The 25,862-nt window shown below is 69.7% G+C and carries 19 protein-coding genes; 9 read left to right on the top strand and 10 right to left on the bottom strand.

From position 1 onward, the window contains the following. Positions 1-39 precede the first annotated feature (39 nt). The 5 genes from PZE19_RS09280 (at position 40) to PZE19_RS09260 (ending at position 6,738) form a co-directional block, all read left to right on the top strand. Positions 40-1,659 carry a hypothetical protein gene (locus PZE19_RS09280; protein WP_277860307.1) on the top strand — a complete coding sequence of 540 codons (1,620 nt, stop codon included), beginning with the start codon at positions 40-42 and terminating at the stop codon, positions 1,657-1,659. 128 nt (positions 1,660-1,787) lie between these two features. Then, positions 1,788-2,048, top strand: coding sequence for a hypothetical protein (locus PZE19_RS09275; RefSeq protein ID WP_277860306.1), 261 nt, complete (start codon positions 1,788-1,790; stop codon positions 2,046-2,048). Between the two features lie 537 nt (positions 2,049-2,585). Then, positions 2,586-3,134, top strand: coding sequence for a helix-turn-helix domain-containing protein (locus tag PZE19_RS09270; protein ID WP_277860305.1), 549 nt, complete (start codon positions 2,586-2,588; stop codon positions 3,132-3,134). Positions 3,135-3,279: 145 nt separating this feature from the next. Continuing rightward, complete coding sequence (locus PZE19_RS09265; RefSeq protein ID WP_277860304.1) at positions 3,280-3,750, top strand: hypothetical protein; 471 nt, start codon at positions 3,280-3,282, stop codon at positions 3,748-3,750. A 126-nt stretch (positions 3,751-3,876) separates the two neighbouring features. Further along, a complete protein-coding gene (locus tag PZE19_RS09260) occupies positions 3,877-6,738 on the top strand; it encodes a tetratricopeptide repeat protein (protein WP_277860303.1) in 2,862 nt (953 codons plus the stop codon). Between the two features lie 91 nt (positions 6,739-6,829). On the opposite strand, the gene PZE19_RS09255 is transcribed toward PZE19_RS09260, so the two are convergent. From PZE19_RS09255 to PZE19_RS09215, 9 genes are all read right to left on the bottom strand, one after another. After that, the gene (locus PZE19_RS09255) at positions 6,830-7,213 is read right to left on the bottom strand and encodes a hypothetical protein (RefSeq protein ID WP_277860302.1); all 384 of its coding nucleotides are present in this window, start codon (positions 7,211-7,213) and stop codon (positions 6,830-6,832) included. Between the two features lie 185 nt (positions 7,214-7,398). After that, a complete protein-coding gene (locus tag PZE19_RS09250; RefSeq protein WP_277860301.1) occupies positions 7,399-8,511 on the bottom strand; it encodes a Gfo/Idh/MocA family protein in 1,113 nt (370 codons plus the stop codon). Between the two features lie 50 nt (positions 8,512-8,561). Then, positions 8,562-9,377 carry an acyl-ACP--UDP-N-acetylglucosamine O-acyltransferase gene (lpxA, locus tag PZE19_RS09245; protein WP_277860300.1) on the bottom strand — a complete coding sequence of 272 codons (816 nt, stop codon included), beginning with the start codon at positions 9,375-9,377 and terminating at the stop codon, positions 8,562-8,564. A gap of 79 nt (positions 9,378-9,456) precedes the next feature. Further along, the gene (gene fabZ, locus PZE19_RS09240; protein WP_277860299.1) at positions 9,457-10,803 is read right to left on the bottom strand and encodes a 3-hydroxyacyl-ACP dehydratase FabZ; all 1,347 of its coding nucleotides are present in this window, start codon (positions 10,801-10,803) and stop codon (positions 9,457-9,459) included. Between the two features lie 161 nt (positions 10,804-10,964). Then, positions 10,965-11,714, bottom strand: coding sequence for an OmpH/Skp family outer membrane protein (locus tag PZE19_RS09235; RefSeq protein ID WP_277860298.1), 750 nt, complete (start codon positions 11,712-11,714; stop codon positions 10,965-10,967). A gap of 271 nt (positions 11,715-11,985) precedes the next feature. Continuing rightward, the gene (locus PZE19_RS09230; RefSeq protein WP_277860297.1) at positions 11,986-12,399 is read right to left on the bottom strand and encodes an ArsR/SmtB family transcription factor; all 414 of its coding nucleotides are present in this window, start codon (positions 12,397-12,399) and stop codon (positions 11,986-11,988) included. A 332-nt stretch (positions 12,400-12,731) separates the two neighbouring features. Continuing rightward, positions 12,732-13,625: a 4-hydroxy-tetrahydrodipicolinate synthase gene (gene dapA, locus PZE19_RS09225; RefSeq protein WP_277860296.1), complete on the bottom strand. Its 894-nt coding sequence runs from the start codon at positions 13,623-13,625 to the stop codon at positions 12,732-12,734. 211 nt (positions 13,626-13,836) lie between these two features. Continuing rightward, positions 13,837-14,592, bottom strand: coding sequence for a pyridoxine 5'-phosphate synthase (locus PZE19_RS09220; RefSeq protein WP_277860295.1), 756 nt, complete (start codon positions 14,590-14,592; stop codon positions 13,837-13,839). Between the two features lie 32 nt (positions 14,593-14,624). Next, positions 14,625-16,913, bottom strand: coding sequence for an ATP-dependent helicase (locus tag PZE19_RS09215; protein WP_277860294.1), 2,289 nt, complete (start codon positions 16,911-16,913; stop codon positions 14,625-14,627). Positions 16,914-17,111: 198 nt separating this feature from the next. Here PZE19_RS09215 and acpS point away from each other — a divergent pair, with 198 nt between their 5' ends. Beyond that, complete coding sequence (gene acpS / locus PZE19_RS09210) at positions 17,112-17,540, top strand: holo-ACP synthase (protein ID WP_277860293.1); 429 nt, start codon at positions 17,112-17,114, stop codon at positions 17,538-17,540. Positions 17,541-17,563: 23 nt separating this feature from the next. On the opposite strand, the gene topA is transcribed toward acpS, so the two are convergent. Then, complete coding sequence (gene topA, locus PZE19_RS09205; RefSeq protein WP_277860292.1) at positions 17,564-20,260, bottom strand: type I DNA topoisomerase; 2,697 nt, start codon at positions 20,258-20,260, stop codon at positions 17,564-17,566. A gap of 245 nt (positions 20,261-20,505) precedes the next feature. Here topA and PZE19_RS09200 point away from each other — a divergent pair, with 245 nt between their 5' ends. The 3 genes from PZE19_RS09200 (at position 20,506) to PZE19_RS09190 (ending at position 25,860) form a co-directional block, all read left to right on the top strand. After that, positions 20,506-22,389, top strand: a complete 1,884-nt coding sequence (locus PZE19_RS09200; RefSeq protein WP_277860291.1) for a SurA N-terminal domain-containing protein — start codon at positions 20,506-20,508, stop codon at positions 22,387-22,389. A 553-nt stretch (positions 22,390-22,942) separates the two neighbouring features. Next, positions 22,943-24,460, top strand: coding sequence for a DUF4912 domain-containing protein (locus PZE19_RS09195; RefSeq protein ID WP_277860290.1), 1,518 nt, complete (start codon positions 22,943-22,945; stop codon positions 24,458-24,460). Positions 24,461-24,504: 44 nt separating this feature from the next. Continuing rightward, positions 24,505-25,860, top strand: a complete 1,356-nt coding sequence (locus tag PZE19_RS09190) for a glycoside hydrolase family 57 protein (protein ID WP_277860289.1) — start codon at positions 24,505-24,507, stop codon at positions 25,858-25,860. Positions 25,861-25,862 lie beyond the last annotated feature (2 nt).

Raw genomic sequence — 25,862 nt, 5'->3', positions numbered from 1 at the left:
TCGGGGGATCGGGATCTCGCTAGAAAGGACGATGGCGCGATGTCGCTATTCGCAAGACTGCTGCAAGCTGTTCGCTCGTGGCGCCGCCGTAGCGGCCGCGTCAGGACGGTCCGGAACTCCAGCGTCGCGATGGAACAGCTTGATCATCGGCAAATGCTCAGCGTCACCTTCACGGGAAACGTCGCAACCGATTTTCCCGCCACACAAACTCCAGGCGTTGTAATCCTACCCGACAACGCCAGCGTCCAGCATCCGACGATCCCGGCCAACCTGCAGGGCCTGATCGGGGTCTCCGGCTTCGACATCACGAGCCTCCGGGTCAGCTACTCGCCCGAGAACAACGGGACGCTGTCCATCGGCATCGAGCAGCCGGCGAATCCGAAAGATTCGGCCGGGCGGCCCGTGATCGCGACGGATGCAGACAATAACGGAAATTGGGGAACCGTCAACCCCGCTGTCACGGCCGTTTCGCCGGGATTCCAGGACGTCCCCGACATCGGCGGCACCGAGTTCATGGGGGTCTATCTCGACTTCCTCGGGACCGGCACCGGCCAGGTCGTCGCCGGCTTCTCGCAGAACGTCCCTTCCGGCCAGGACGCCAAGGTCTTCCAGGTCGCGACCGCCAATCAGGCCGGCCCCAACGTCGCGCCCACGTTCGGCACCCCTCTGCCGCAGTTCCGCGGCAACATCTACACCCAGAACGACCCCAACCACCCCAACATCGAGATGTCGCTCGTCAACTTCGACACGCTCTATCAGTCGATCACGGGCTCGGCCATCGTGCCGACCTCGGTGTTCAACGTCGGCGCCTTCGCCGGCTCGGCCCAGGACGGGCCGATCAGCGAGGCGTTCTTCCCCGAGCAGCCGGTCCTCCTGAGCGCCGCGACGCCGCCGACCCCCGAGCCGCCGGTCTGCCCGCCGATCTCGCCGCCGATCCTCATCAATCCCCACGAGCATCGGATCATCGACACCGCGCACGCCGACCTGGTGCGGGTCTACATCCAGGGGACGTCGGGCTTCGACCCGGCCACGATCGACCCCGCGACGGCCCTGCTGAACGGCGCGTCGCCGGTCGCCACCCAGGTGCACCACTTCCCCCGCAGCCCCTATGCGGCGCAGGTCTTCATTTTCAAGGCCAGCGACATCCAGGCCGATCCCGGGCTCCAGACCCTGACCTTCACGGCCAAGACCTTCGACGGCCAGCAGATCATCACCTCCAACCAGGTCGTGAACATCACGAACTCGGCGTCGGCCGCCGGCCGGCTGAAGTTCCTGATGAACCGCAACGTCGACAGCCAGTACACGGCGCTGAAGCGCGTCGCCCGCAGCAACCCCGATGCGATCCTCGACTGGAGCGTGTTCGACCGCTCGGCCGGGACCGCCGCCGCGGGCGCGACGGCCTCCCCGGCGACCGTCAACCTAGGGACGGCCTCGGCGAGCGTGGCGTCGGCCCTGACCGTCGACTACTCGTCCACGGCCCGTCAGGGCATCCTCACGCCGGTCGCCGCGCCGCGGCAGGTCGTGAATGTACAGACGGAGCAGGGCGCGTCGAGACTCTCCGGGCGGCTGAAGAACAGCCTGGCGAGCTACCTCGACTCGGTGACCCCCTCGACGGCCCCCGCCGCCCCCATGGAAGCCGTCCTCAGCGGCGCGAATTGACGCGGATCGCGACGTTCACGCCCGACGGGCCCGTGGGACGCCGCCCACGGGCCCGGGCTGGCGGCCTCCGCCGGCGGTCGCTAGGATGATCGCCCGACGACCAGGATCCCCGCCCGAGAGCGAACATCATGGCCGACCACTCTCCGTATCAGAAGAAGATCATCAACCGCTATTACAAGAACTTCGACGCGATCACGTTCCAGCGGCTCTCCGAGCTGGCCTCGGACCTCTATCTCGCCGAAGGCAAGCAGAAAGATCGACTCTGGAAGCGCGTCGAGGACGCCCTGCGGAAGATCGAGTTCTCGGAATCCCGGATCGTCCATTTGATGGAAAAGCGAGACCCGCAACTCCTGGTCGGCGTGCTCAAGGAACTCGACGGCAAGGCGTGACGCGGGCTCGACTCGACGGTCTCGCAGCGCATGGCCTGGGACGATTTCCGGTGGAATTTCGAGTTCTTTCGGAGTTGACCGGTTCTCCTGGGCCTGTCCGGAGTCCTACAATTCATCGGAAGGAACGCCGAAGAACGCACCCTTCGATCTGCGAGGGCGTTTCAACGGGAATCTTCCTACTCTCGCAGTGAAGGTCTCGAACAGATCACGCCCTCGCCGCCGAGCGGATCGCGTCTAGCTGTCTTAATGTGCCGATTTATCGATTTGAATGCAGTGAACCGATCCGGACTTCGGTCTCAAGTTGTGGGTGGGGCGGATCTTGAATCGGCACGCTAGCAGGCGGTACTGACTTACTTTGGCGTATTTTAAGGTCTTTCTTGACAAGCAACGCTGCGTTTTGTACAAGTTCGACTTATCCGATTTCCTTATTTTGAAGACGACAGGGAATTTTGGCGACTCCATGGGGTCGCCGCGCTCTCAAGCGTTCCTCCACAGACCCGATCGGCACCTCTCTGAAACCCTGCGTCGGGGGCATCCATGATGACATTGGCTCAGCGCGTACGAGATTTTCGATACGCCAAGGGGTGGGGCCCCGACGAACTCGCCAACCGGGCCGAGATTTCGCGCACCGCCCTGTACCAGATCGAGAGCGGTAAGACGGGCCTCCCCCGCGCCGGCACGCTGCGCCGGATCGCCGTGGCGCTCGACGTGTCGATGGACGACCTGTTGAGCGAGGACGAGGCTCCCGCCTCCCCGCCCGCGCCAGGCGCGGTCAAACCGCAGGCCACGTTCCGAACACGCGGCCTCGACCGTTGGTTCCCCGCCGAGGGGGGGCCCCTCTCCCTCCCCGCGACCACGCATGCCGGCCTGGGCGGCGGGCACGCCGAAGACTTCCGCGAGAAGGGCCGGCCCATCCCCGACGCCGTGCATCGTGGGACGCTCGCGACCCAGGAAAGCGCCCTGCTGCGTGAGGGCGAGCTCCTTTCCAAGCTGCATGATCTGCTGCATTCTCCGATCGGTTCCGCCGTCGCCCGAGTCCTGGACGAGTTGCACGGGCTCCTCCCACGGTCGCGCAACACGGTCTGAGATCGGCCGCGAAATCCTCGGATTCGGCGAAACGCCTCCCTCCCGGGGATTCGAAGGGTAGATTTTCTCAAGTCGCCTCGTCGGCCCGTCGAGGGCGCAGCCCGGCGTATGCAGCTTGAGATGTCTCCCACCCGAGATCGCAACCATGAATCCGAATCTGCGACCGTTCCGCGCGACGCGATGCCGCGTCCTGGCAGCCGGCCTCTTCATGATCGCCGGCATCCACCTGCCCGCATCGATTCGCGCCCAGCAGCCGGGCATGGTCGATGAGCCCCCAACCCTGGGGACCTTCGAGCCGACGCCCTATATCATGGTGGGGGCCGCCGCCCCGACGTCGAACGGATATTCGCCGCTGGGGACGTTCGGCGACACCTCGTTGTCGCTCAACGGGCCGGTCTCGTCGCTGCGCTCGATCGCGGCCCCTGTGGTGACGTACAATCGCGGCTACGATGGCGTGGTCCGCGCGGTGCCGGGGACGTCTTCCTCGACGCCCAACCTGCCGATCCTGTCGCCGTTCGTCTATCCGACCCGGCGCAGCAACTACTACGCGCCCCGAACACCCCGCCCGACGCCGCCCTGGTGGACCAGCGGGGCCTACTGGATCGACCAGAACTGAGGTCCTTCCAGCCTTCGGCGGGCGTCTCGACCCCCTTCGAGCCCGGGTGGTACACTCAGGGACCGGGCCGAGGCCGCGCCCGGAGCCGTCGGGGTCGAGGCCGCCGTCCGGGTCGGGAGTCGGTTGATGTCCGAGGTTCGTCCTTCGCCGCCCAGGCCTCGATCCTCCACGTCGGATGCGGGACGGCTGGAAGGACGTCCGGCCGGCCCGGCCTGGGGACTTCGCCTCTTCGATGCCGTGCTGATCGGGTTCTTCCTCGCTCTGGCCTTCCTGCTGGGCGTCTTCCGGCTGAAGGACACCGATTTCTACTGGCACCTTCGGACGGGCGACCTGATCCGCAAGTGGGGCGAGGTCCCCCGGGTCGACTTCTACACGTTCACCCGCGTCGGCGCGCCCTGGATCGACCTGCACTGGATGTTCCAGGTCGGCATCAGTTGGGTCTTCGAACGCGGGGGCGTCCCCGCTCTGACGCTGGCGAAGTGTCTCATCACCTGCTCCGCCCTGCTGCTGCTCATCACCGCGAGGCGTCGCACGTGGCCCGTCTGGGCGATGATCCTGGCGTGGCTCCCCGCGCTGCTGGTCCTCTCGGGTCGCATGTACATCCGCCCCGAGACGTTGACGCTGCTCTACCTGTCGATCTTCCTGGCGGTTCTATGTCGCTGGGAGCGTCGCCCGGCGCTGGCCTGGGTGCTGCCGTTCGTGCAGGTCGCGTGGGTGAACTCGCACGGCCTGTTCATCCTGGGGCCCATCGTCCTGGGGTTCGCCCTCATCGACGCCGCCATGCGACGCGGGGCCCTGTCCACGGCGCGACGAAAGTGGTGGACGACCGTCGTGCCGGCGTCGGCCGCGACGGCGCTGGCGTGCCTGCTGAACCCTTACGGGATCCGCGGCGCGTTCTACCCGCTGGAGCTGGCCGGGACGATGAGCAGCCCGGACTTCTCCAGAACGATCGCCGAGCTGAAGCCGATCCCGGACTTCATCCGGGAGACCGGCTTCGGCAACCTCCCGCTCCAGATCCACTTCGCCACGATCGTCCTCGGGGCCCTGAGCTTCCTCGTGCCGATCCTCGCCGCCGGGGCGTCACGCGTCCGCAGCCTCCGTCCCGATGCTTCGGCGGCCGTCGAGGATGCGTCGCCGACGCGCAGGAAGGGCGTCAAGGGGCCGGACAAGGCGGCGAAGAAGGCCGTCGCGACCCGGAAGAAGAAGGGTGCCGTCGACGTCGTCGAGGAGCCCCGCGAGGACGTCTGGCGGGTCAGCGTGCTGCGCCTGCTCCTCTTCGCGGCCTTCTCGCTCCTGAGCTTCCAGGCTACGCGCAACAGCCACCAGTTCGCGGCCGTCGTGGGGACCGTGACCGCCTGGAACTTCGCGGAGTGGATCGGCTCCCGAGAGGTCGCACGAAGGGTGCGTGGAGGCGAAGTCGCGGCTTCGGACGGCGTCCGGCCCAGGCTCATCGCCTTGACGGCCCTGATCGTCCTGACTTTCGCGGTGGGGAGCGGGTCGCTCTACGCCTGGGCCGGGGAGGGCCGGGTGATCGGCTGGGGCGAGGAGCCGCTCTGGTTCCCTCACGAGGCCGCGAAGTTCGCGGGCGGGCCCGGAATGCCCGAGCGATTCCTGAGCTTCCACAACGGCCACGCCTCGCTGTTCATCTACAACCACAGCCCGGAGAAGCCCGGCGGGCCGGGGAAGACCGTGTTCACCGACCCCCGGCTGGAGGTCAGCGGCCAGGAATTGTATCGCCGCTATCTCGACCTCAAGGATTGGATCGTCAAGGACAACGAGAGCCCGCGATGGCAGCGAGAGCTGGACGCCGAGGGCCGGCCGTCGATCCTGGTCGACCATGATTACAATGCGGAGGTCGGCGCCGCCTTGCTCCAGAGCGGGCGGTGGCGATGCGTCCGGTTCGACGCCATCTCGGCCGTCTTCCTGCACGACTCGTACAAGAGCGCGGTGGGGGCCCACGAGGTCGATTTCGGGGCCCGCCATTTCCAACCGAGCGCCGGCATCGATCCCCAGGGAGTCCCGGCCCTCATCGCCGCGTCGAAGGGACTGCGGAACTACGCCAACTTCCTGAACGCCGGGTCGCGGCCCGACCTCGGTCGTCCCATGCTTTGGCTGGCCCTCGACTACGCCCGACGGGTCGTGGCCGCCGATCCCGAATCGCTGGAGGGCTGGAAGTCGATCGGCTACATCGAGCTGATCCGCGAGCCGACGGCCCCGGCCGCCCGCTGCCGCGTCCCGTTCGACCCCATCTTCGACCTCGCGCCCGCCCGGACGACGTACGCGCTCCGCCGCGCCGCCGCGATCGCCCCCCGGGACTTCCTGACGCTCGCCTTGCTCCAGCGGACTTATGAAAACCGGGGCATGCTCGAACCCCTGCAAGAGATCCTGGGCCGCATCCTCAGGCTGAACACGATCAACCCTCAGCAGGCGAACCTCCAGAAGTCCGTCCAGGAGACGCAACTTCAAATCGCCAATCGCCTCGACGAGCCTGTGCCGACGACCTGGCGGAACCTCGACGAGCTGGACCGGCTCGTGAACCACGAGCTGGAGCTGGGCCGGGTCGAGACGGCCGTGAGGCTCCTGGAGGGCGCCAACCCCCCCGGCCGGGGCGGTTGGGACGCGGTCGAACGGCTCTCGACGCTGCTGCTGCACCTCGGCGAGCCCGATCGGGCCCGTCGCCAGCTCCAAGAGGCCGTCGACGTGCCCCGGCCAGCCCTCCGCGACGCCCGCCTGGCCGTATGCGACCTGGTGGAGGGCCGATTGGAGGAGGCCCGCCAGCAATTCCGGAAGGCGATCGACGTCGAGCCCCGGCTGTTCGAGGCCCGATACGGCCTGGCCGTCCTGGACCAGGACGACGCCCGGGCTCAGGAAGCCTATGAACAGGCCACGGCCGCGATGGAGTGCGCCCCGAGCGACGCGGCGCGGGGCGTGGCGAATGCCCTGGCGTCGGCGGTCCGTCGCTTCGCCCGCCGCGAACGGGCCGACTGACGACGAGCAAGGCGGTCGAGAAACGAGGCCGCCCGGGGCGTCGGGGTCATGACCCCGCTCGGCCCGGGCGGTCGATGCATTCAGCGACGGCTCAGACGGTGGTCGCCTTCTTCTTCGGGCCCTTCTCGCGGGAGACCTTCCAGTCCTGGAAGAGCGACTTGAGCTCCTCGACGGTCACGCCGCCGTGGTCTTCGCCGCTGTTCCAGCGGGCGAAGAGGGCCGTGTGGCGGTCGCGCAGCGGGCCGCGGGGCAGGAACCGGCCGTGGAATTTCTTGACGAACTTGAGGCGGGGATCGGCGGGCGGCCGCGGGGCCTCCGGCTTCTTCTCGACGACGGGGGCGGCCTCGGCGGGGGCGGCCTCCTTCGGCTTCTTGGGCTTTTCCTTCGCCTGGGCCTTGTTGGGATCCTTGCTGGGGTCCTTGTGGGGCTTCTTGGGCTTGTCTTTGTCTTTGTTCTTGTCGTCTTTATTGGCCATCGAACGGATCCTGCAACGACTTCGCGCGGTGGAAAGAGAAAAAGACCGCCGGGCGGCGGTCGCAACACATCCCGCGCGGGTCGGCCGGACGAAACGGCCGGACTCCGGGCGCAGGCTTCGACCGGGACAGTCTAATCCAAACCCGCCCCCGCTGGCAAGCGCACGGAGCGGCGATGGGCGACGCCCTAGCTCGTCGCGCGGGAGCGGCGATCCAGGCGGGCGCGGCTCCAGGCGTGGGGCCCGCGGAGGGCGGAAGCGGCCTGGGCGGGGAGGGCGGGGGAGGTCGCGGCGTCGCCTTCCCAGCGGTGGGCGTCGAGGCTGCGGACGATCCGGTCGGCGATCCGGACGGCCTCCAGGGCGGCCGCACCGGTCACACGGGGCGTGATCTCGCCGCGGGCGGCCGCGACGAACTCCTGCAGCTCCAGAGTGAGCTGGTCGCACGTCGGCGGCTCGACTCGGTCGACGCGGAGGACCTTGCCGAAGAGGTGCTCCTTGATGGCCGAAGGTTGGGTCAGGTCGACGCCTTCGAGGTCCACGCCGCCGGCGAGGAACTCCTCGGACGGCCTCACGACGGTCGCCTGCTTGGCTCCGAAGTCGAGCGAGGCGTAGCCCTCGGTCCCCCAGATCCGCATCTTCCGCGACGTTGCGTAGCTGGCGCGGCTGGCGGTCAGGTTGGCGACGGTGCCGTTCTCGAACTCGATCCGGGCGTCGGCCACGTCTTCGTGGTCGCCGAAGAGGCCGACGCCGACGGCCGAGACCGACCGCACGGGGGAGTCGACCAGGCTCAGGACCAGGTCGATGTCGTGGATCATCAGGTCGAACACGACCCCGACGTCGGTCGACCGGAAGGTGTAGATCGCGAGCCGCTCGGCGCTCAGGAATTTGGGCCGGATCGGCGAGGCCTGGAGCGCGGCCAGGGCGGGGTTGAAGCGTTCGATGTGACCGACCTGGAGCACCGCCCCCGACGCCCGGGCGATCGCCACCAGCTCCTCGGCCTCGGCGGGCGAGCCGGCCAGGGGCTTCTCGACCATCGCCGCGATCCCGCGCTCGAGGAACGCGCCGGCGACCTCGCGATGGAGGACCGTGGGCACGGCGATCGAGACCGCGTCCACCTGGCCGATCAGCTCGCGGTAGTCGGCCACGGCGCGGGTCTTGAGGCCCTCGGCGATGATCCGGGCCTGCTCGGGACGGGAATCCGCCACGGCGACGAGTTCGACCCCGGGAAGGGCCCCCAGGATTCGGGCGTGATGCCGGCCAAGGTGGCCGACGCCGACGACGGCGACGCGAAGCGGTTTCATCGGTCGGACTCTCCGTGTCTCTTCGTGGGATGCAGCGATCCGCCCGGCGCTCAGGCCGAGGCGGAGAGGCGGGCGCGGTCGCGGCCCCGGCCGTGGCGGCCCTGCTGCTGGACCTCGATGAAGTCGAGCAGGCGGCGGACCTCCGGGCAGATCTGGCCGTTGGCCTCGAGGATCTCGTTGGCCTGGCGGGCGATCATGCGGGCGCGGTAGATGAGGCGATGGGCCTCGTGCAGCGCCGTGATGGCGTCGGCGGCGATGCCGTGCCGCTTCAGGCCGACGATGTTGATGCAGCGGACCTTCGAGGGGTTTCCCTCGACCAGCATGAACGGCGGCGCGTCGTGGTAGATCCGCGAGAGGGCCCCGATGTAGCTGTACTGGCCGACGGTGACGAACTGGTGCAGGCCGACGCCCGCGGAGACCGTCGCGTACGACTCCATGTGGATGTGGCCGGCGAGCATCGTGTTGTTGGCGATCAGGATCCGGTCGCCGAGGATGCAGTCGTGGCCGACGTGGACGTTGGCCATGAAGTAGTTGTGCGAGCCGATCCGGGTGATGCCCTCTTCCTTGCAGCTGCCGCGATGGATCGTGACGCCCTCGCGGAAGGTGTTGTCGTCGCCGATCTCCAGCAGGGTGGGCTCGCCCTTGTAGGTGAAGTCCTGGGGGTCGCCGCCGAGCACCGTGTTGGGGTGGACGACGTTGTTCTCGCCGACCGTCGTGTGGCCCAGGATGCACACGTGCGCGATCAGCCGGGTGCCCCGGCCGACCTTGGCGTCGGGGCCGATGACGCAGTACGGGCCGATCTCGACGTCGTCCGCGATCTCGGCGCGAGGGTCGATGCAGGCGGTGTCAGCGATCATGGTGGCCATGAGTGTGTTCCTACAGCCGGTCAGCGGGATATGGTTAAACGTGGCTGTGTCGAGGGGATCTCGTCGGGGCCTCGTCGTCTCACGCGACGGCCGGGGCGTCGATCAACACGAAGCGGATCCGGGCCTCCGCGGCGATCGCGTCGTCGACCCGGGCGACGGCGGCGACGCTGGCGTACGACGTCTTGATCTTCAGGGCGTCGACTTCGAGCCTGAGCTGGTCGCCGGGGACCACGGGGCGTCGCAGCTTCACCGCGTCGATCGAAGCGATGACGGCGGCCCGCCCCGAGCGGTTCACGGTCGACGCGATCAGGACGCCGGCGGCCTGGGCCATGGCCTCGATGATGAGCACCCCCGGCATGATCGGCCGGCCGGGCCAGTGGCCTTGAAAGAACGCCTCGTTGGCGCTGACATTCTTGAGCCCGACCACCCTGCGGCCCTCCTGCAGCTCGATCACGCGGTCGAGCAGGAGCATAGGGTAACGGTGGGGGAGGATTTCGAGGATGCCCTGGATGTCGATCGTGCCGTCGGCGCGGATCGGCAGGGCGGCGCGGGGCCGGGCCTCCTTCTCGCGATCCTTCTCGACCGCCTGCATCAGCTTGCGGACGAGCGAGGCGTTGGTGTGGTGGCCCGAGCGGTGGGCCACGACGAAGCCGTGCAGGTCCATCCCCAGCAGGGCGAGGTCGCCCACCATGTCGAGGATCTTGTGGCGGGCGCACTCGTCGGGGAACCGCAGGCTGTTGCCGACGACCCCGGCGGGGCCGAAGAGCAGGACGTCGGCCTCGGTGGTCCGCAGTCCGATCCCCGCCTCGCGGAGCCCCTTGGCCTCCTGCTCGAGGAGGAAGGTGCGGCTGGAGGCGACCTCGTCGCGGAAGGTGTCGGGCGTCAGGGCGACCAGGACGCTCTGGTTGCCGATCGGCGAGGCCTGGCCATAGTCGAGGTGGTACGAGAGCGTGAGCCCCTCGGCCGAGTTGGGATGGGCGGCGAGCACCGCGTCGCCCTCGCGGACGACGAACGACCGCTCCAGCGTGAGGGCCTGGCGCGGGCGGTCCTGGTCGACGGTCCCGACTTCGTCGAGCAGCTCGACGTAAGCCTTGCTGGATCCGTCGAGGCCGGGGCATTCGGGGGCGTCGATCTCGATCGTGCAGTTGTCGACCTGCATGCCGGCGAGTGCCGCCATGACGTGCTCGATCATCTCGACCTTGGCGGGGCCGTCCTGGACGGCCGTGCGGCGCTGGGTTGGGACGACCTGGTCGATCCGCGCGGCGACCCCCGGGCGGCCGGGGAGGTCGGTGCGGACGAAGCGGATCCCGGCGTCGGGCTCGGCGGGCAGGAATCGCATGGCGACGTCGGCGCCGTGGAAGAAGCCGATCCCGCCGATCGCGGCCTCGCGGGCGAGGGTGCGCTGGGGTCGCTTGGAGATGAGCATACCTTCCCTGGTCCTTTCGCCCGCCTGGCGGCCGATGCGGCGCCGGAGCGGCGGGCTTCCCGTGGAGGTCCCGATCGGTCCGTGATCGGGACGGCGCCCCGGAGCGCGGCGGAAGCCGCGCCGGGGGAGGCGGGGGCGGGCGCGACGCCCGCCCCGTCGGCTCAGCGGACGGTCGCCTTGGGGGCGGCGGCGGCGGCCGGGGGCGTCGCGGCTGCGGGGGCCCCGAGGGCGGCCTTGGCGGCCGGCGCGGCGACGCCCTTGGCGATCGGGCCGCCGGCGTCCTTGTAGACCTTGTTCAGGTTGTAGACGACGTCCTGGGTGATGTCGTTGGCGGGGTCGAAGTAGATCATCGGGTTGGCCATCGCGGCCATCACCGAGTTCGGGTTCGTGCCGCTGGGGGCCTGGTTGGTGACCTTGACGACGTAGGTCATCTTGCGGCTCTTGGCGACCCGCTTGGCCACCTCGGTCACCTCGTTGTAGAGGCTGGCCATGGCCTCGGCTTCCTTCGACTGGAACTCGCGCTCGGCCTGCTCGCGGCCGGCCTCGATCTGGGCCTTCAGGACCGTGAGCTTGTTTTCCTGCTTCTTGTATTCTTCCTGGCCCGGGGCGTAGCGCTGGAGCAGCTCGGCCTCCTGGGTCATCTCCTGCTGGATCTTCATCAGCTCGTTGCGCTTGGCGAGCAGCGAGGCCTGGAACTCCTCGTTGGCGTACTTGACCTTCTCGTAGTTCTTGAAGACGCCGTCCAGGTCGATCGTGCCGATGACCGGCGGGGTCCCTTCCTTGAACTGCGAGGCGCCGCCGTTGGTCTTGCGGACGGCCCCGTCCTGCTGGCCCTGGATGGGCGCGACCAGGAGTCCGGCTCCCACGACGCCGAGACCCGCCGCCACGATCAAACGAGATGAGAGAACCATCGGGAAACTCCTTTTTGCACCGCTGGTGATCGCGGGCCGACGCCCTTGCTCGCGCTCGCCCGCGAACTCCATCGCGGGCGGATCGACGCTCGCGCATCCGGGCGAGGTCCGACGCCCCGGCGAGCCGACGCGGGCATTCTGCGCCGAAGCCCCGAGGGGGTCAAGCCGAACCGAACGGGGTCGATTCGAAAGGGGCCGGACCAGAGCCGTCCGGCCTCGCGGCGTCGGGGGCGGGGTGAGGTCGCCCCCCGAGGTCTCGCGAGCCTCGGCGTCAGGCGCCGGTGTAGTTCAGGACGAAGTCGTGGAAGCGGTACTTCTTGTTCTTGGGCGTCTCGCCGGCGGCCGAGAAGAGGCTCAGCAGCAGCTCGCCGAAGTGCTCGGTGCGCACGCTGTAGAAGTTGTGCTTGCCCTCGCGCCGGGACTCGATGAGGCTCGAGACGCGAAGGAGCGCCAGGTGATGGCTCACGGCCGGCTGGCTCTGGCCCAGCCGATTGCACAGCTCGGTCACGTGCAGCTCGCCGTTCTGCGAGAGCGCCAGGTAGAACAAGATCCGCAGTCGCGTCTCGTCGCTCAGGAGCTTGAAAACCTGGGCGAGCTCGCGGATCGACTGGTCGGAGACCTCCGGGGCCTGTTCCTCCACCTTGCCGTTGCCGTTGCCGTTCGTGGACGTCGTTTTGCGAGCCATGGCGAGATCCCTTTGCAAGAGAGTCCGAAGCGGTCTGGTTCGAGGTCGAGGCGTTTGGACGCGAGCGATGAACTAAGGAATTCGGAGCGAGCGTCGTGGAGAGAATCGTCGCGGGGCCCCCGAACCGTACGCGGGAGGGCCGAGACGTGGAGGCTGCGGATTGTGGTTGATGTTGTCGGTCGGGCCATCGAGGAGAGGTCGAGGCCCACGGCGGCGGAGGAGTGAAGGCGGCTGACGGACGAACAGGCGACTCGGAGCGGAGGCGTTGCGACTTAAGAATAATCCATTTTCAGGATGCGTGCAGATCAATCTCGGGATCGGTTGCGATCGGGTCAGGACTCCAGCAGGCCGTAGCGGGCGAGGGCGCGGGAGAGCTTGGCGGCGGCCGCCTCGTCGAGCGGGCAGAGCGGCAGGCGGATCTCGCCGTTGCCCCGGCCGAGGAGGGCGAGCGCGGCCTTGAGCGGGACCGGGTTGGGCGCCAGGCCGAGCAGGTCGCGGCAGAGCGGGAAGAGCCTGGCGTGGCGCTCGCGGGCGGCCGGGGCGTCGCCGGCGTTGAAGTCGTCGATCATGCCCCGGATGTCGCGAGGGACCAGGTTGGCCGCCACGGAGACGACGCCCTCGGCGCCGATGGCGAGCATCGGCAGCGTCAGGCTGTCGTCGCCCGAGAGGACCGTGAGGTCGGTGCGGGCGAGGATGTCGCTCACCTGGTCGAGCGACCCGGCGGCCTCCTTGATGGCGACGATCGAGTCGATCGCGGCCAGCCGCTCGATCGTCTCGGGCTCGACGTTGCGGCCCGTCCGGGACGGGATGTTGTAGAGCACGATCGGCAGGTCGACGGCCTCGGCGACGGCCGCGAAATGGCGGTAGATCCCCTCCTGGCTGGGGCGGTTGTAGTACGGAGCGACCATCAGGGCCCCGTCCGCCCCGGCGCGGGCGGCGAACTTGGTGAGCCGGATCGCCTCCGTCGTGGCGTTCGAGCCCGTGCCGGGCACGACCTTGGCGCGGCCCGCGGCGGTCTCCACCACGATCGCGATCACCCGCTCGTGCTCGAGGTGCGAGAGCGTCGGCGCCTCGCCGGTCGTTCCGACCGGGCTGAGGATCGGCGTCCCCTGCGCGACCTGCCACTCGACCCAGGAGCGGAGGGCCGGCTCGTCGACCTCGCCGTCACGAAATGGTGTCGCCAGCGCCACCGTGCAGCCGGCGAACATCCGTCCCTTACTCGCCATGGAAGAAGCACCCACCGTCGTTCGCCGTCGATCCGGACTCGACACATGAAGATTGACGACGGCTTTTTGCAGTAACATGACACCATGAGAAGCATGCAACGCCGCATACCAGCGATAAATCTTAGGGCCCGGCCCCACACGAGGGAAGGGGGCTGGCTCCCCGCTTAACGAATTGATACACAAGGCCGTCCGCGCCGCGACTGAAGGCGGCCTAGACCGCGGCCTCGATGCGGCCCTTCATCTCGCGCACGGCCCGCTCCAGGCCCACGAAGACGGCCCGGCAGACGATCGCGTGGCCGATGTTCAGCTCGGCCATCGCGGCGATCGAGGCCACCTCGCCGACGTTGCGATAATTCAACCCGTGGCCCGCGTGCAGGCCGACTCCGGCCGAGACGATCCGCGCCCCGGCCGCGCGCAGGGCCTCCAGCTCGACGTCGCGGGCCCGGCCCTCGCGGGCGTCGGCGTAGCGGCCGGTGTGCAGCTCGATCGCGTCGACCCCCAGGGCGACGGCCGCGTCGATTTCCGACGGGTCCGGATCGAGGAAGGCCGCCGCTGAGATGCCGGCGTCGCGCAATCGTGACACGGCCTCGCCCACCCGGTCGCGCTGGGAGGCCACCGCCAGCCCCCCTTCGGTCGTCACTTCCTGGCGACGCTCGGGGACGAGCGTGACCTGGTCGGGCCGGATCTCCAGCGCGATCGCGAGCATCGACGGCTCGACCGCCAGCTCCAGGTTCAGGCCGACCTGGACGGTCCGGCGGAGGACCCGGACGTCGCGGTCCTGGATGTGCCGGCGGTCCTCGCGGAGGTGGACGGTGATCCCGTCGGCCCCCCCCAGCTCCGAGGCGACCGCCGCCCAGACCGGGTCGGGTTCGACGCCCTGCCTCGCCTGCCGCAGGGTGGCCACGTGGTCGATGTTCACCCCCAGGCGGGGCGGCCTTCGTTCGGAGTTGGGCGTGGAGGCGGTCATGGGTTTCGTCCTCGTCGTCTGCCGACCGGGCGTCATCGCGGCCCCGCGCCCGACTTGCCCACCAATTTCAAGGGGGACTTGGCCAGGACGAACGTCCGCTCGCCCGCCAGGGTGAAGGCGATCCGCCCCTTGCGGTTCGGCCCCGCCCCCTCGATCGCGACGATCCGCCCCAGGCCGTACTCCGGGTGTAGGACCGACGCGCCGGGGCGGAACGCGTCCAGGTCGCCCGGGGCCGCGATCGACGACGGCCCGCCCCCCGCGAGCTGGGCCGCGGTCGTCAACCGGAAGCCGCCCGCGGACGGCGTGGGCATGGGCGTCCGGGTCGGCTGGGGGCGACGGGGTGCGTAGCCGGACTGGCCGCTCCACGACGCCTGGCCCCAGCGCGAGTCGCCCGAAGAGACGCCCGAGCGGTCGTCGTAGGTCAGGAAGTCTTCCGGCAGCTCCATCAGGAACCGCGACTGCGCCGTGGCCTGCTGCTGGCCCCGGAACGTCCGGATTCGACACCGGCTGATATAAAGCTCTCGTTGCGCCCGGGTGATGCCCACGAAGAAGAGCCGGCGCTCCTCCTCCAGCTCGTTGGGGTTCTCGAAGGCCCGGCTGTGGGGCAGCAGGCCTTCTTCCAGGCCGATGATGAAGACGACCGGGAATTCCAGGCCCTTGGCGGCGTGCAGGGTCATCAGGGTGACGGCGCCGGTCTGCTGGTCCCAGCGGTCGACGGGCGAGGCCAGCGTGATGTCGGCGAGGAAGTCCTGGATCGTGGCCCCGGCGTGCTCCAGGTCGAACTCGCGGGCGGCGGTGATCAGCTCTTCGAGGTTCGCCAGCCGGTCCTCGCCCTCGCCCCGCGACTCGTCCTTCAGGTGCTGGCGATAGCCCGTCTTCTCCATCGTCTGGAGGATGACCCGCTCGGCCGCGTCGTCGCGCAGGGCCCCCAGCTCGTCGTAGAGGGCGACGAAGTCGAGGAACGAGCGGATCGCCTTGTCCTTCAGCCCGGGCGCCTCGCGGGCGCGGCGGGCCGCCTCCAGCAGGGTCAGGCCGTGGTCGCGGGCGAAGGCGGTCAGGCGCTCGAACGACGTCTTCCCCAGGCCCCGGGGGGGGACGTTGACGACCCGGCTGAACGCCAGGTCGTCCTTGGGGTTGTTGATGAGATTCAAGTACGACAGGACGTCCTTGACCTCCTGCCGCTCGTAGAACGACACCCCGCCGACGATCTGGTACGGGATCCGCGCCGAGCGGAAGGCCTGCTCGAACGTGCGCGTCAGGGCGGTGATCCGGCAGAAGACGGCGACGTCGGAGTAGTTGTACGAACCCTCGCGGACGAGGCTCGCGATGCGGGCGGCGACCCCTTCGGCCTCCTCGGACTCGCGGGCGTAGACGGTGAGCTGGACGGGCTCGCCGCTGGGGTTCTCGGTGATCAGGTCCTTCGGCTTGCGGTTGACGTTGTGCTGGATCAGGTGGTCGGCGACGGCCAGGATGCTCTTGGTGCTGCGGTAGTTGTGCTCGAGTTTGACGACCCGGACGGCGTCGTAGTCCTTCTCGAACTCGAGGATGTTCGACAGGTTCGCCCCTCGCCAGCCGTAGATCGACTGGTCGGGGTCGCCGGTGACGCAGAGGTTGGGGTGGTTGACCGACAGGGCCCGGACGATGGCGTACTGGGCCATGTTGGTGTCCTGGTACTCGTCGACCAGGACGTAGCGGTAGCGGGCGTCGAGGTTCTCGCGGACGTCCCGGTGCTCCTTGAGGATCTTGACGACGTGGACGAGCAGGTCGTCGAAGTCGACGGCCGACGCGGCCTTGAGGCGCTCCTCGTAGGCGGCGTAGACCTTGGCCACGAGCCGGTCGCGGTCGTCGCGGGCGCGGTGGGCGAGCGACTTGGGGGTGGCCAGGTCGTTCTTGGCCCGGCTGATCGCCCCCTCGATCTTCTCGGGGGTGATCGGCGGCTCCTCGACCCCCATGGCGTCGAGGACGTCGCGGACGGTCCGCAGGCGGTCGGCCTGGTCGTAGATGGTGAATGACGAATCGAGCCCGACCAGCGACCCGTGGCTCCGCAGCAGCCGGGCGCAGAAGCCGTGGAAGGTGCCGACCCAGACCTTCGCGCCGGGGACCAGGACTTCGATGCGTTCCCGCATCTCGCCGGCCGCCTTGTTGGTGAACGTCAACGCGAGGATGTTGTGGGGCGACACGCCCTGCTGGAGCAGGTGGGCGACCCGGCGGGTGATGACCCGGGTCTTCCCCGAGCCCGCGCCCGCCAGGACGAGGAGGGGGCCGTTCACGTGGGTCACGGCTTCGCGTTGGGGCGGCGTCAGGTCGGCGAGCAGGTCCATCGCGGTCCTTGCTTTGGCGAGGGCGTCCGGGTCCGGGAGGCGATGCCCAAAGTATAGCGGCGACCGCCCCGCCGGGCGATCCGATTCCCGCCCCCGAGGGGGCCCGGGGCCGTCGCAATCGGCCGCATCCTACTCGCCCGCCGGGACCTCCGGTAGACTGGAGCGGTCAACCCGGGAAGGCGCAGGAGTTCGACGCGGATGGAGATCGTCGGGATCGGGACGGACATCGTCGAGTGCCCCAGGATCGGCGGCATGATCCAGCGCCATGGGGAGCTGTTCCTGCGCCGGATCTACACGGAGCGCGAGATCCGCCACTGCCAGTCGCGCAGGCATGCGATCGAGCACTTCGCGGCCCGGTGGGCGGCCAAGGAGGCCGTCTTCCAGGCCCTCGGGACGGGCCCGGCGGAAGGGGTCTCGTGGACCGACCTGGAGATCCGCGTCGGCCCGCGGGGGACGCTCAAGGTCATGGTCGCAGGCGCGGCGAAACAGGTCGTCCGGAAGCGGGGCGTCGGCCAGGTCCTGGTCTCGATGGCCCACTGCCGGACGTACGCCACGGCCTACGCCATGGCGATCGCCCGGCCCGCCCCGGGCACTCCTTCGCCGCCGCCGCCCCCCCCCGAAGCCTAGGCCGCCTTGGGGGGGCGTCGCGGTCAATCGGCCGCGGCCGCGGCCTCGGCCGACTCGGCCTGGACGACGGCCGCGTTGATCTTCTCCAGCGTCTCGGCGCTCGGCTCCTTGGTCCCCTTGCACTTGGGGTACTTCGAGCAGCCCAGGAAGTAGCCCCGCCGCCCCTTGCGCGGGGTCATCGGGCCGCCGCAGTCGTCGCAGGTCTCGTCGATCTCGAGCGACTTGAAGTCGGGCCCCTTGGCGGCCGCCGGGGGCGGGGCCAGCTTGGCGACCTCGTCCTTCAGCTCGTCGGGGACGGGGACCGCGTTGCGGCACTTGGGGTAGCCGGTGCAGCCCAGGAAGGCCCCGCGCTTGCCCTGGCGGACGGCCAGCGGCTTGCCGCACTTCTCGCAGTTGATGTCGATCTTGACGGTCGGCAGGGGCTTCCCCTCGGCGTCGACGGCCACGATGTTGCGGCACTTGGGATAGCCGGTGCAGCCCAAAAAGGGCCCGCGCCGGCCGTTCCGCAGGGCCATCGGCTTGCCGCACTTCTCGCACTTCTGGTCGGTCTCGGTGAGCTTGGGGACGGGGTTCCCCTGGTCGTCGATGTCGAACGACTCCTTGCACTCGGGGTAGCCCGAGCAGGAGAGGAACTTCTCGCCCTTCTTGTTCTCGCGGATCAAGAGCGGCTTGGCGCACTTGGGGCAGGCGTGGCCGCTGTCGACGGCCTCGGCGCGGGGCTGGCCGCCGATCGGCCGGGTCGCCTTGCAGTCGGGGTACTTCGAGCAGCCCAGGAACTCGCCCGTGCGGCCGAACTTCATGACCATCGGCGCGCCGCAGACGTGGCAGATCTCGTCGGTCGCGATCTGCACCCGTTCCATCTGGGTCTCGGCCGCCTTGAGGGCGTCCTGGAACGGGTAGTAGAACTCGTCGAGGACCTTGATCATGTCCTCCTTGGCGGTCGCGATGTCGTCGAGCTCGTCCTCCATGTGGCCGGTGAACTTCAGGTCCAGGATCTTGGGGAAGTGCTTCACCAGGACGTCGGTCACGACCATGCCCAGCTCAGTCGCGAAGAACCGCCGGTCCTTGTGCTCGACGTACTTGCGGTCCTGGATCGTCTGGATGATCGGGGCGTAGGTGGAGGGCCGGCCGATGTTCTCCTTCTCGAGCGCCTTGATCAGGGTCGCCTCGCTGTAGCGCGGCGGCGGCTGGGTGAAGTGCTGGGTGGCGTCCAGGTTCTGGAGGTCCAGGGGGTCGGCGACCTTGATCGGCGGCAGCAGCGCGTCCTCCTGCTTGCCGGACGCGGCCCAGACCCGGCGGTGGCCGTCGAACCGGAGGATCTTGCCCTGGGCCTTGAAGAGGCCCGGCCCGGCCTGGATGACGACGTCGGTGACCGTGAAGACGGCCGGCGTCATCTGGCTGGCGACGAACCGGTTGTAGATCATCTGGTACAGCCGGAACTGGTCGTGGCTGAGCCGCTCGCGGACCCGCTCCGGCGAGAGCGCCAGGTCGGTCGGGCGGATGGCCTCGTGGGCCTCCTGGGCGTTCTTGCCGGCGGCGTAGCGGTTGGGCTTGGCCGGCACGTAGCGGTCGCCGTAGCGGTCCTTGATGAGGTCGCGGACGCTGGTCACGGCCTCGTCGGAGACCCGCAGGCTGTCGGTCCGCATGTAGGTGATGAGGCCGGTCGGGCCCGAGCCGTCGACGTCGATGCCCTCGTACAGCTCCTGGGCGGTCCGCATCGTCTTCTTGCCCGAAGACCGCAGGCGGATCGCCGCCTGCTGCTGGAGCGTGCTCGTCTTGAACGGGGCCTCGGGCCGGTCGAGCTTCTCGGCCTCCTCGACCTTGGCGACGACGTAGGGCGCGGACGCCAGGACGTCGCGGACCTTGTGGGCGTCGGCCTCGGTCTTGGCCTCGAACTTCTTGCCCTCGTACTCGGTCAGCAGGGCCTCGAACCGCTCGTCCTCCTTGGCGGAGCCGGCCGGCGAGACGGTGGCGGTGATCTTCCAGAACTCCTCCTGGACGAACGCCCGGATCTCCCGCTCGCGGTCGACGATCAGCCGGGTGGCCACCGACTGGACCCGCCCGGCGCTCAGGTTGCGGGCGACCTTCTTCCAGAGCAGGGGGCTGAGCTGGTAGCCCACGAAGCGGTCGAGGAACCGCCGGGCCTGCTGGGCGTTGACCATGTCCATGTTGATCGGGCCGACCTTCGTGAAGGCCTCCCGCACGGCCCGCTCGGTGATCTCGTGGAACGTCACGCGGCGGACCCGGTCGTCGGGCAGGTCGAGGGCGTGCTGGAGGTGCCAGGCGATGGCCTCCCCCTCGCGGTCGGGGTCGGTCGCCAGGTAGACGACGTCGGCCCGGGCGGCGTCCCGCTTGAGGTCGCCGATCGTGTCCTTCTTGGCCGGGACGACCTCGTACGACGGGGCGTAGCCGTTGGCGACGTCCAGGCCCAGCTTGCGCTTGGGGAGGTCGCGGACGTGGCCCATGCTCGCCTTCACGATGTAGCTGGAGCCCAGGAACTTGTTGATCGACTTGGCCTTCTTGGGGCTCTCGACGATCACCAGCGAGGGGCCGGTGCCCGGCGTCCCGGCGGAAGCGGAGGCCGCTTTCGTTCGCGAACCCTTGCCGGCCGCCCCCTTGGCGGACGCCGTCTTGGCGCGGGGCGTGGCGGTCTTGGCCGCCTTGGGCTTGGCGGCGTCGCCGGACTTGGGCGCGGACTTGGGAGAGGACTTTGGAGGCACGTTGTTATCCTATGGTCTTTCCTAGAAGTCAGATCCGTCGATCCGTCCGGGTTCCGCCGGAATCCGCCCGGCACCCCTTTGAGGTTGCTCCGGGCGGCAAGTTTGCTACGATGGGGGCTTCCTGGGCCGTCGAGCACGACTCCGCATCCTTCACATTAGCGGCATAGCTAGGGTAACGGGGTCTGTCAAGGGGGGGGACGCCGAGGAGGCCCTCCCGAAGCCTCTCAGCAAGCACCGAGGATCCCATGCCTTTCGAGGTCTTCCGCCGCCACCAGCGTAAGATGCTGGCCATCCTCGCCATCCTGGCGATGTTCACCTTCGTCCTCGCCGACAGCCTGCCCCGCCTGCTGAGCCCCAGCTACGCCGCCCGCGACGTGGAGGTGGCCAAGCTGTTCGGCCGCACCGTCCACCGCAGCGACCTCGGCCAGATGGCCCGCCAGCGTTCCCGCGCCAACCTGGTCGCCAACGCCCTGAACCTCTTCCCGTTCAGCCGCGACGCCTTCGGCGGGCTCAAGGAGCGCGACCTGATCGACGCCCTGATCCTCGAGAAGGAGGCCGACCGCCTGGGGATGCCCGCCGACGCCGCCGCCGGCCGCGAGTGGCTGCTGGCGGCCACCGGCGGGCGGATGAACCGCGAGGTCTTCGAGTCCCTCTACAGCCGCTTCAGCAACGAGATCAGCCAGGAAGACCTCCTCGCCGACATCGCCAACCAGGTCCGGATCGCCAAGGTCCGCACCCTGCCGGGCCGGCCCCTGGTGACCCCCTACGACGCCTTCCAGGCCTACCGCGGCCAGGGCGAACGGGTCGCCGACAAGGTGGTCGAAATTCCCGTCGAGAATTTCCTGGGCAAGGTCGGCGAGCCGTCCCAGGCCGAGGTGCAGGCCCTCTACGACAAGTACAAGGACGTCCTGCCCGACCCGGCGCTCGCGACGCCCGGCTTCAAGGTCCCGCGGCGGGTGCAGGTCGAGTTCGCCACCGTCGAAGGCGACGCCAAGGCCCGCGCCCTCCGCGACAAGCTCCCCGCCGCCGAACTCCAGGCTTTCTACGAAAACCATAAGAACGAGTTCAAGGTCCCCTCGGAATTTCCCGACGACCTGTTCGCCGACGCCCCCGACCTGACCCCCGCCGTGATCCAGCCCTTCGCCGAGGTCCGCGAGCTGCTGGCCAGCCGGCTCGCCGACGAGAAGGCCCAGGCCGAGATCAACGACCTCTTCAACAAGATCCGCGACGAGAAGCTGATCCCGTTCGCCGACGCCTACCTGACGATGCTCGACGAGCAGGCCTCCGCGCCCGGCGCCAAGGTCGAGGCCCCGAAGGACGTCGACCTCAAGGCGATCGCCGCCGCGGAGGGCCTCGCCTACGAGATCTCGCCGCTCCTGTCGCGCGAGCAGGCCGCCCGCTACGGCCTCATCGCCAACTCCCAGGTCGGCACCGCCCGCTTCAGCGGCGGCCGCAAGTTCGTCGACGAGTTCTTCGACCCCAAGGTCGGCCTCTACGAGCCGGTCGAGCTGACCGGCATCACCGGCGCCCGCTACCTCGCCCGCAAGATCAAGGACGAGGCCCCCCGGATCCCCTCGCTCGACGAGGTGAAGGCCGACGTCGTCCATGCCTGGAAGCTCGACAAGGCCCGGCCGCTGGCCGAGAAGGCCGCCCAGGAGCTGGCGGCCAGGCTGAAGGCCGACAAGAAGGGCAAGATCGAGGAGGACCAGGTCGACGGCTACAACGTCCTGGCGATCGCCCCCATCACCCGCAAGCAGATGGGCGGCGTCGGGGCCAACCCGTTCGAGTACGTGGCCCAGGCCGAGACCCCGATCCCCGACGTCCCGTTCGCCGGCGAGGCCTTCCGCAACGCCTACTTCGGCCTGCGAGACGGCGAGACGGCCGTCGCCCCCAACGAGCCCAAGACCTCCTATTACGTGCTCGCCCTCGACCGTCGCGAGCCGGTCGACTTCGCCCAGCTCTACGCCCCCAACGGCGAGGAGATGCGCTACCGGGCCCTGGCCGGCGAGGAAGCGGCCGCCCACCAGGACGAGTCCTGGATGAACCGCCTCCGCCGCGACGCCGGCCTCCCCGCCGACTGGGCTCCGCCCGACGAGAACGCCAAGGACGACGACGCCGCCCAGAGCTGAGGCGCTTCCTCCGGGATCGGCTTCGAATTGGCTTCCTTCGCCCCGCGTGCGAAATCGATTATGGACGCAAGGCCTTCTGCTTGAGGGTCTTGCGTCTTTTTATTTTGGCTTCGCTCGTCGAAAAAAAATTCGTTTTCGACCTCTCGAACATGGCGGCCGGGGCCTTCTCCTTTCCCGCCGGGAGAAGGTGGCCCGAGGGGCCGGATGAGGGTTGGGGGTTTTCGAGAACTGTATCGCTCGCATATTTCGACGCCCCCCTCCGAACTCCCACGACCCTCATCCGCCACTGCGCGGCACCTTCTCCCGATGGGAGAAGGGAATGCCATATCATTTACGATGCGCCCGGATCGACGAATGAAAACGCGATTCACGGGTTCGGGGCAAAACCATATCCGCACGGCGGTCGTCGCGATCGGCGCAATCCGCAGGGTCGACGTCCTCGGGAAAGATCGCCCGACGGGAGGAGGCTCGCCAGATTCTCGCGTGTTATAGTTCGCTGTGAGATGGGCCGCCCGGGATCGGGAGCGTCGCGCCGCGAGGGGGAAAGCCGTCGATGAGGATCGCTCTGCTGGGTTGGGACCTGGATCGCGAGACGATCGACGCGATCGGCCGGCTCGGCGTCGACGTCGTCGCCTTCACGCGCTGGTTCGCCGACGAGCCCGAGCGCGAGGCCCATCCCGGCTGGCTGGAAGTGCGCTGCCCGCACCAGATCGGCGGCGGCCCGCGCGACGAGGCGGTCGCGTTCGGCGTGGGGACGGTCCGGGTGGCGAGCACGTCGGGCCTGGGCTTCGACTTCGACGTCGTCCACGCCATGGACTGGAAGTCCCGGCCGGCCGCCGGCGAGCTGGCCGCGCGAAGCGGCGGGCCGACGGTCGTCGTGGCCTCGGACCGGGCCGAGGACGAGGAGGCCGAGGATCCCGGCTTCGGGCCCCGACAGGCCCCCGACGCCTGGATCTGCGACCATCCCTGGGGTGCCGAGCGGCTCCGCGCCGGCTTCGGTCTCGGCCGTGATGGCGAGGAGCCGATCTTCACGATCCCCTCGCAAGCCGGGCTGTCCCACTGGAGCGATCGCGAAGGTCCGCGACGGGACGCGGCCGAGGGCCCGTGCGTCGTCCTGACCCTGCACGCCGGCGCCCGCTTCTCGCCCCGGGCCGTCGTCGCCGGTCTCAAGTCCGCGCGCGAGAAGGCGCCGGGCCTGGTCGCTGCGGTTTTCGGGACGGCCGCCCGCTGCGATCGGCTGCGGCGGGTCTTGAAGGCCGAAGGGCTGCTCTCGGCCCGATGGGGCGAGACGAGCGTCCCGACGGCGGGCCGCTGGAACGGGGCCGTCTCGCAGGCGTCGGTCGTCGCGACGGCGACGGACGACCTGGTCGACGACCCGTTCGCCCGCGCCGCCTGGCTGGTCGGCGCGCCCGTCGTCCGCCTGCGAGGCCGAGACGCCGAGGCGTTCGGTCGGGACATCCTGGACGCACTGTTCGATCGCGAGCGTCGAGAGGTCGACGTACGCCTGGCCTCGGCCCTGGAAGGCCGCCGGATCGACGCCGACGGCGTGGCCGCGGAATGGCTGAGGATCTATCTCCGCATCCTCGATCGCAGGCGGAACGCGCCCGAGCCGAACGCCCGCCCGGCGGCGTCGGCCCCGCCCCCGGCCCGGCAAGCCCTGGCGTTCCCTGAGCTTCGGTCGCGGCTGACGCTCATCCCGGTGTCGAGCCGCGAGGCGCTGGCGTCGTGGACGCTCCGGCCCGACGACTGGCGGGTCGCGCTGGAGTGGCTGGGGCCCGAGGCCGCACGCGCCGTGCTGACGATCCGGCTGTTCGACGTGACCGACGTGGCCTTCGACGGCCTGAACGCCCACAACGCCTCGGACGTGGACCTGGGCCTGGGCGAGACCCACCGGACGATCGCCCTGCCGTTCGACGGCCGTTCGCTGGCCGCGTGCCTGGGCGTCCGCTCGCGATGGGGCTACTTCCATCCCGTGACCCACTCCCGGATCTGCCACCTCCCCCGCGAGGGATCGGCCCCGGCGACGCCCCCGCGGCGGCTCCGCGTGGCGCCCCGCCGCCCCGGCGTCTGATCGGCCCCGACCTCTCCCACGCACCCCGAGCCCTGGAAGTCGTCATGCCCTGCCTGGCCCTGGTCCTGGAATTCCACCACCCGCTCCCCGCCCCGGGCCGGGACGCGGGGCCGGACTGGGCCGCGGCGGGCGTCGAGGTCGACTGGCCCTTGCTGCGCGCCCTCGACGGCTTCGCCGAACGCGCCGGCGACGCCTCGATCACCCTGGCGGTCAGCCCGAGCTGGACCGCCCTGGCCGCCGACCCGACCGCCCGGACCCTCATGCGGAGGGAGCTGGAACGTCGGGTGCAGCAGGGGCGGGCCGACCGCGGGCTGCTGCGGTTCTTCGCCGCGGCGCGGGGCGGCGACGCGCTCGACCTGCTGCGACGGTGGAACGCCTCGGGCGCGATCGACGTCATCCCGACCACCGCCACCCACACCTGGCTCCCCAGCCTCGCGTCCGACCCGATCGTGGCGCGGGCGCAGGTCGGGCTCGCCGCCCGCGACCACGCCCGGCGCTTCGAGGCCCGGCCGTCGGGCGTCTGGCTCCCCTTCCTGGGTTATCCGCCGGGCCTGGAGTCGGCGATGGCCGAGCAGGGCCTGCGGTCCTTCGGCGTCGCCGCCGACGTCTTCCTGCGCGGGACGATCCTGCCGCCCGGCAGGACGCTCGCGCCGATGGTCACGCCCAGCGGCGTGGCCGCCTTCGCCGTCTCGCCGCAGCCCGCCGCCCAGGCGCTCGACCCCCACTCGGGCTACGGCCAGGACCCCCGCTACGCCGATCCCGATCACGCCCCCCGCGCGGCGTTCGACCACGCCCGGCACTTCTTCGACCGCTGGGTCGAGCAGGCGGAGGCCCTCCCGCCCGGCGCCGAGGCCCCCGCCGAGCCGATCGCCGTCGCGGCGATCTCGGCTCACGACCTGGCGAGGGCCTGGCCCCGGGGCGGCGGCGACGCGTGGCTGGGCCGGCTGCTGGAACTCCTGGCCGGGGCCGAATCGGCGCGCGTCTCGTCGCTCGACCGCTACCTGTCCCGCAACCCCACCGGGCCCCTGGGGCGTCCCGGCGTGAGCGTTGGCGGCGTCCTCGCGGCGCGGCCCGGCGGCTCGGACCTGTTCGACCGCTGTCGCGCCGCGACCGACCTGATGACCTTCGCGATCGAGCGCCGCCGCGGCCTGAACGGGCCCGAGCGCGAGAACGTCGCCGAGATGCTCCGATGCCTCCTCCGCGCCCAGCAGGTCGACTGGACCTATCCGGTCCAGGGCCGCATCGAGCCCGACGTGGGCCTTCGCCGGGGGGGCGAGCACCTGGCGCGGTTCTACGAGCTGGCCGCCGCGCTCATGGCCGGCCGTTGCGAGGGGATTCGGCGGCCCCGCGGCCCGGCGTTCCTCCCGGACCTCGACCTGGACGTCGCGGCCGGCGGCTGAGC

It is taken from the genome of Paludisphaera mucosa (assembly GCF_029589435.1).
In the GTDB taxonomy this organism is placed as follows: Bacteria; Planctomycetota; Planctomycetia; order Isosphaerales; family Isosphaeraceae; genus Paludisphaera; species Paludisphaera mucosa.
Note: the sequence above shows the minus strand (reverse complement) of the source record. Positions and strands in the feature narration are given on the sequence as shown.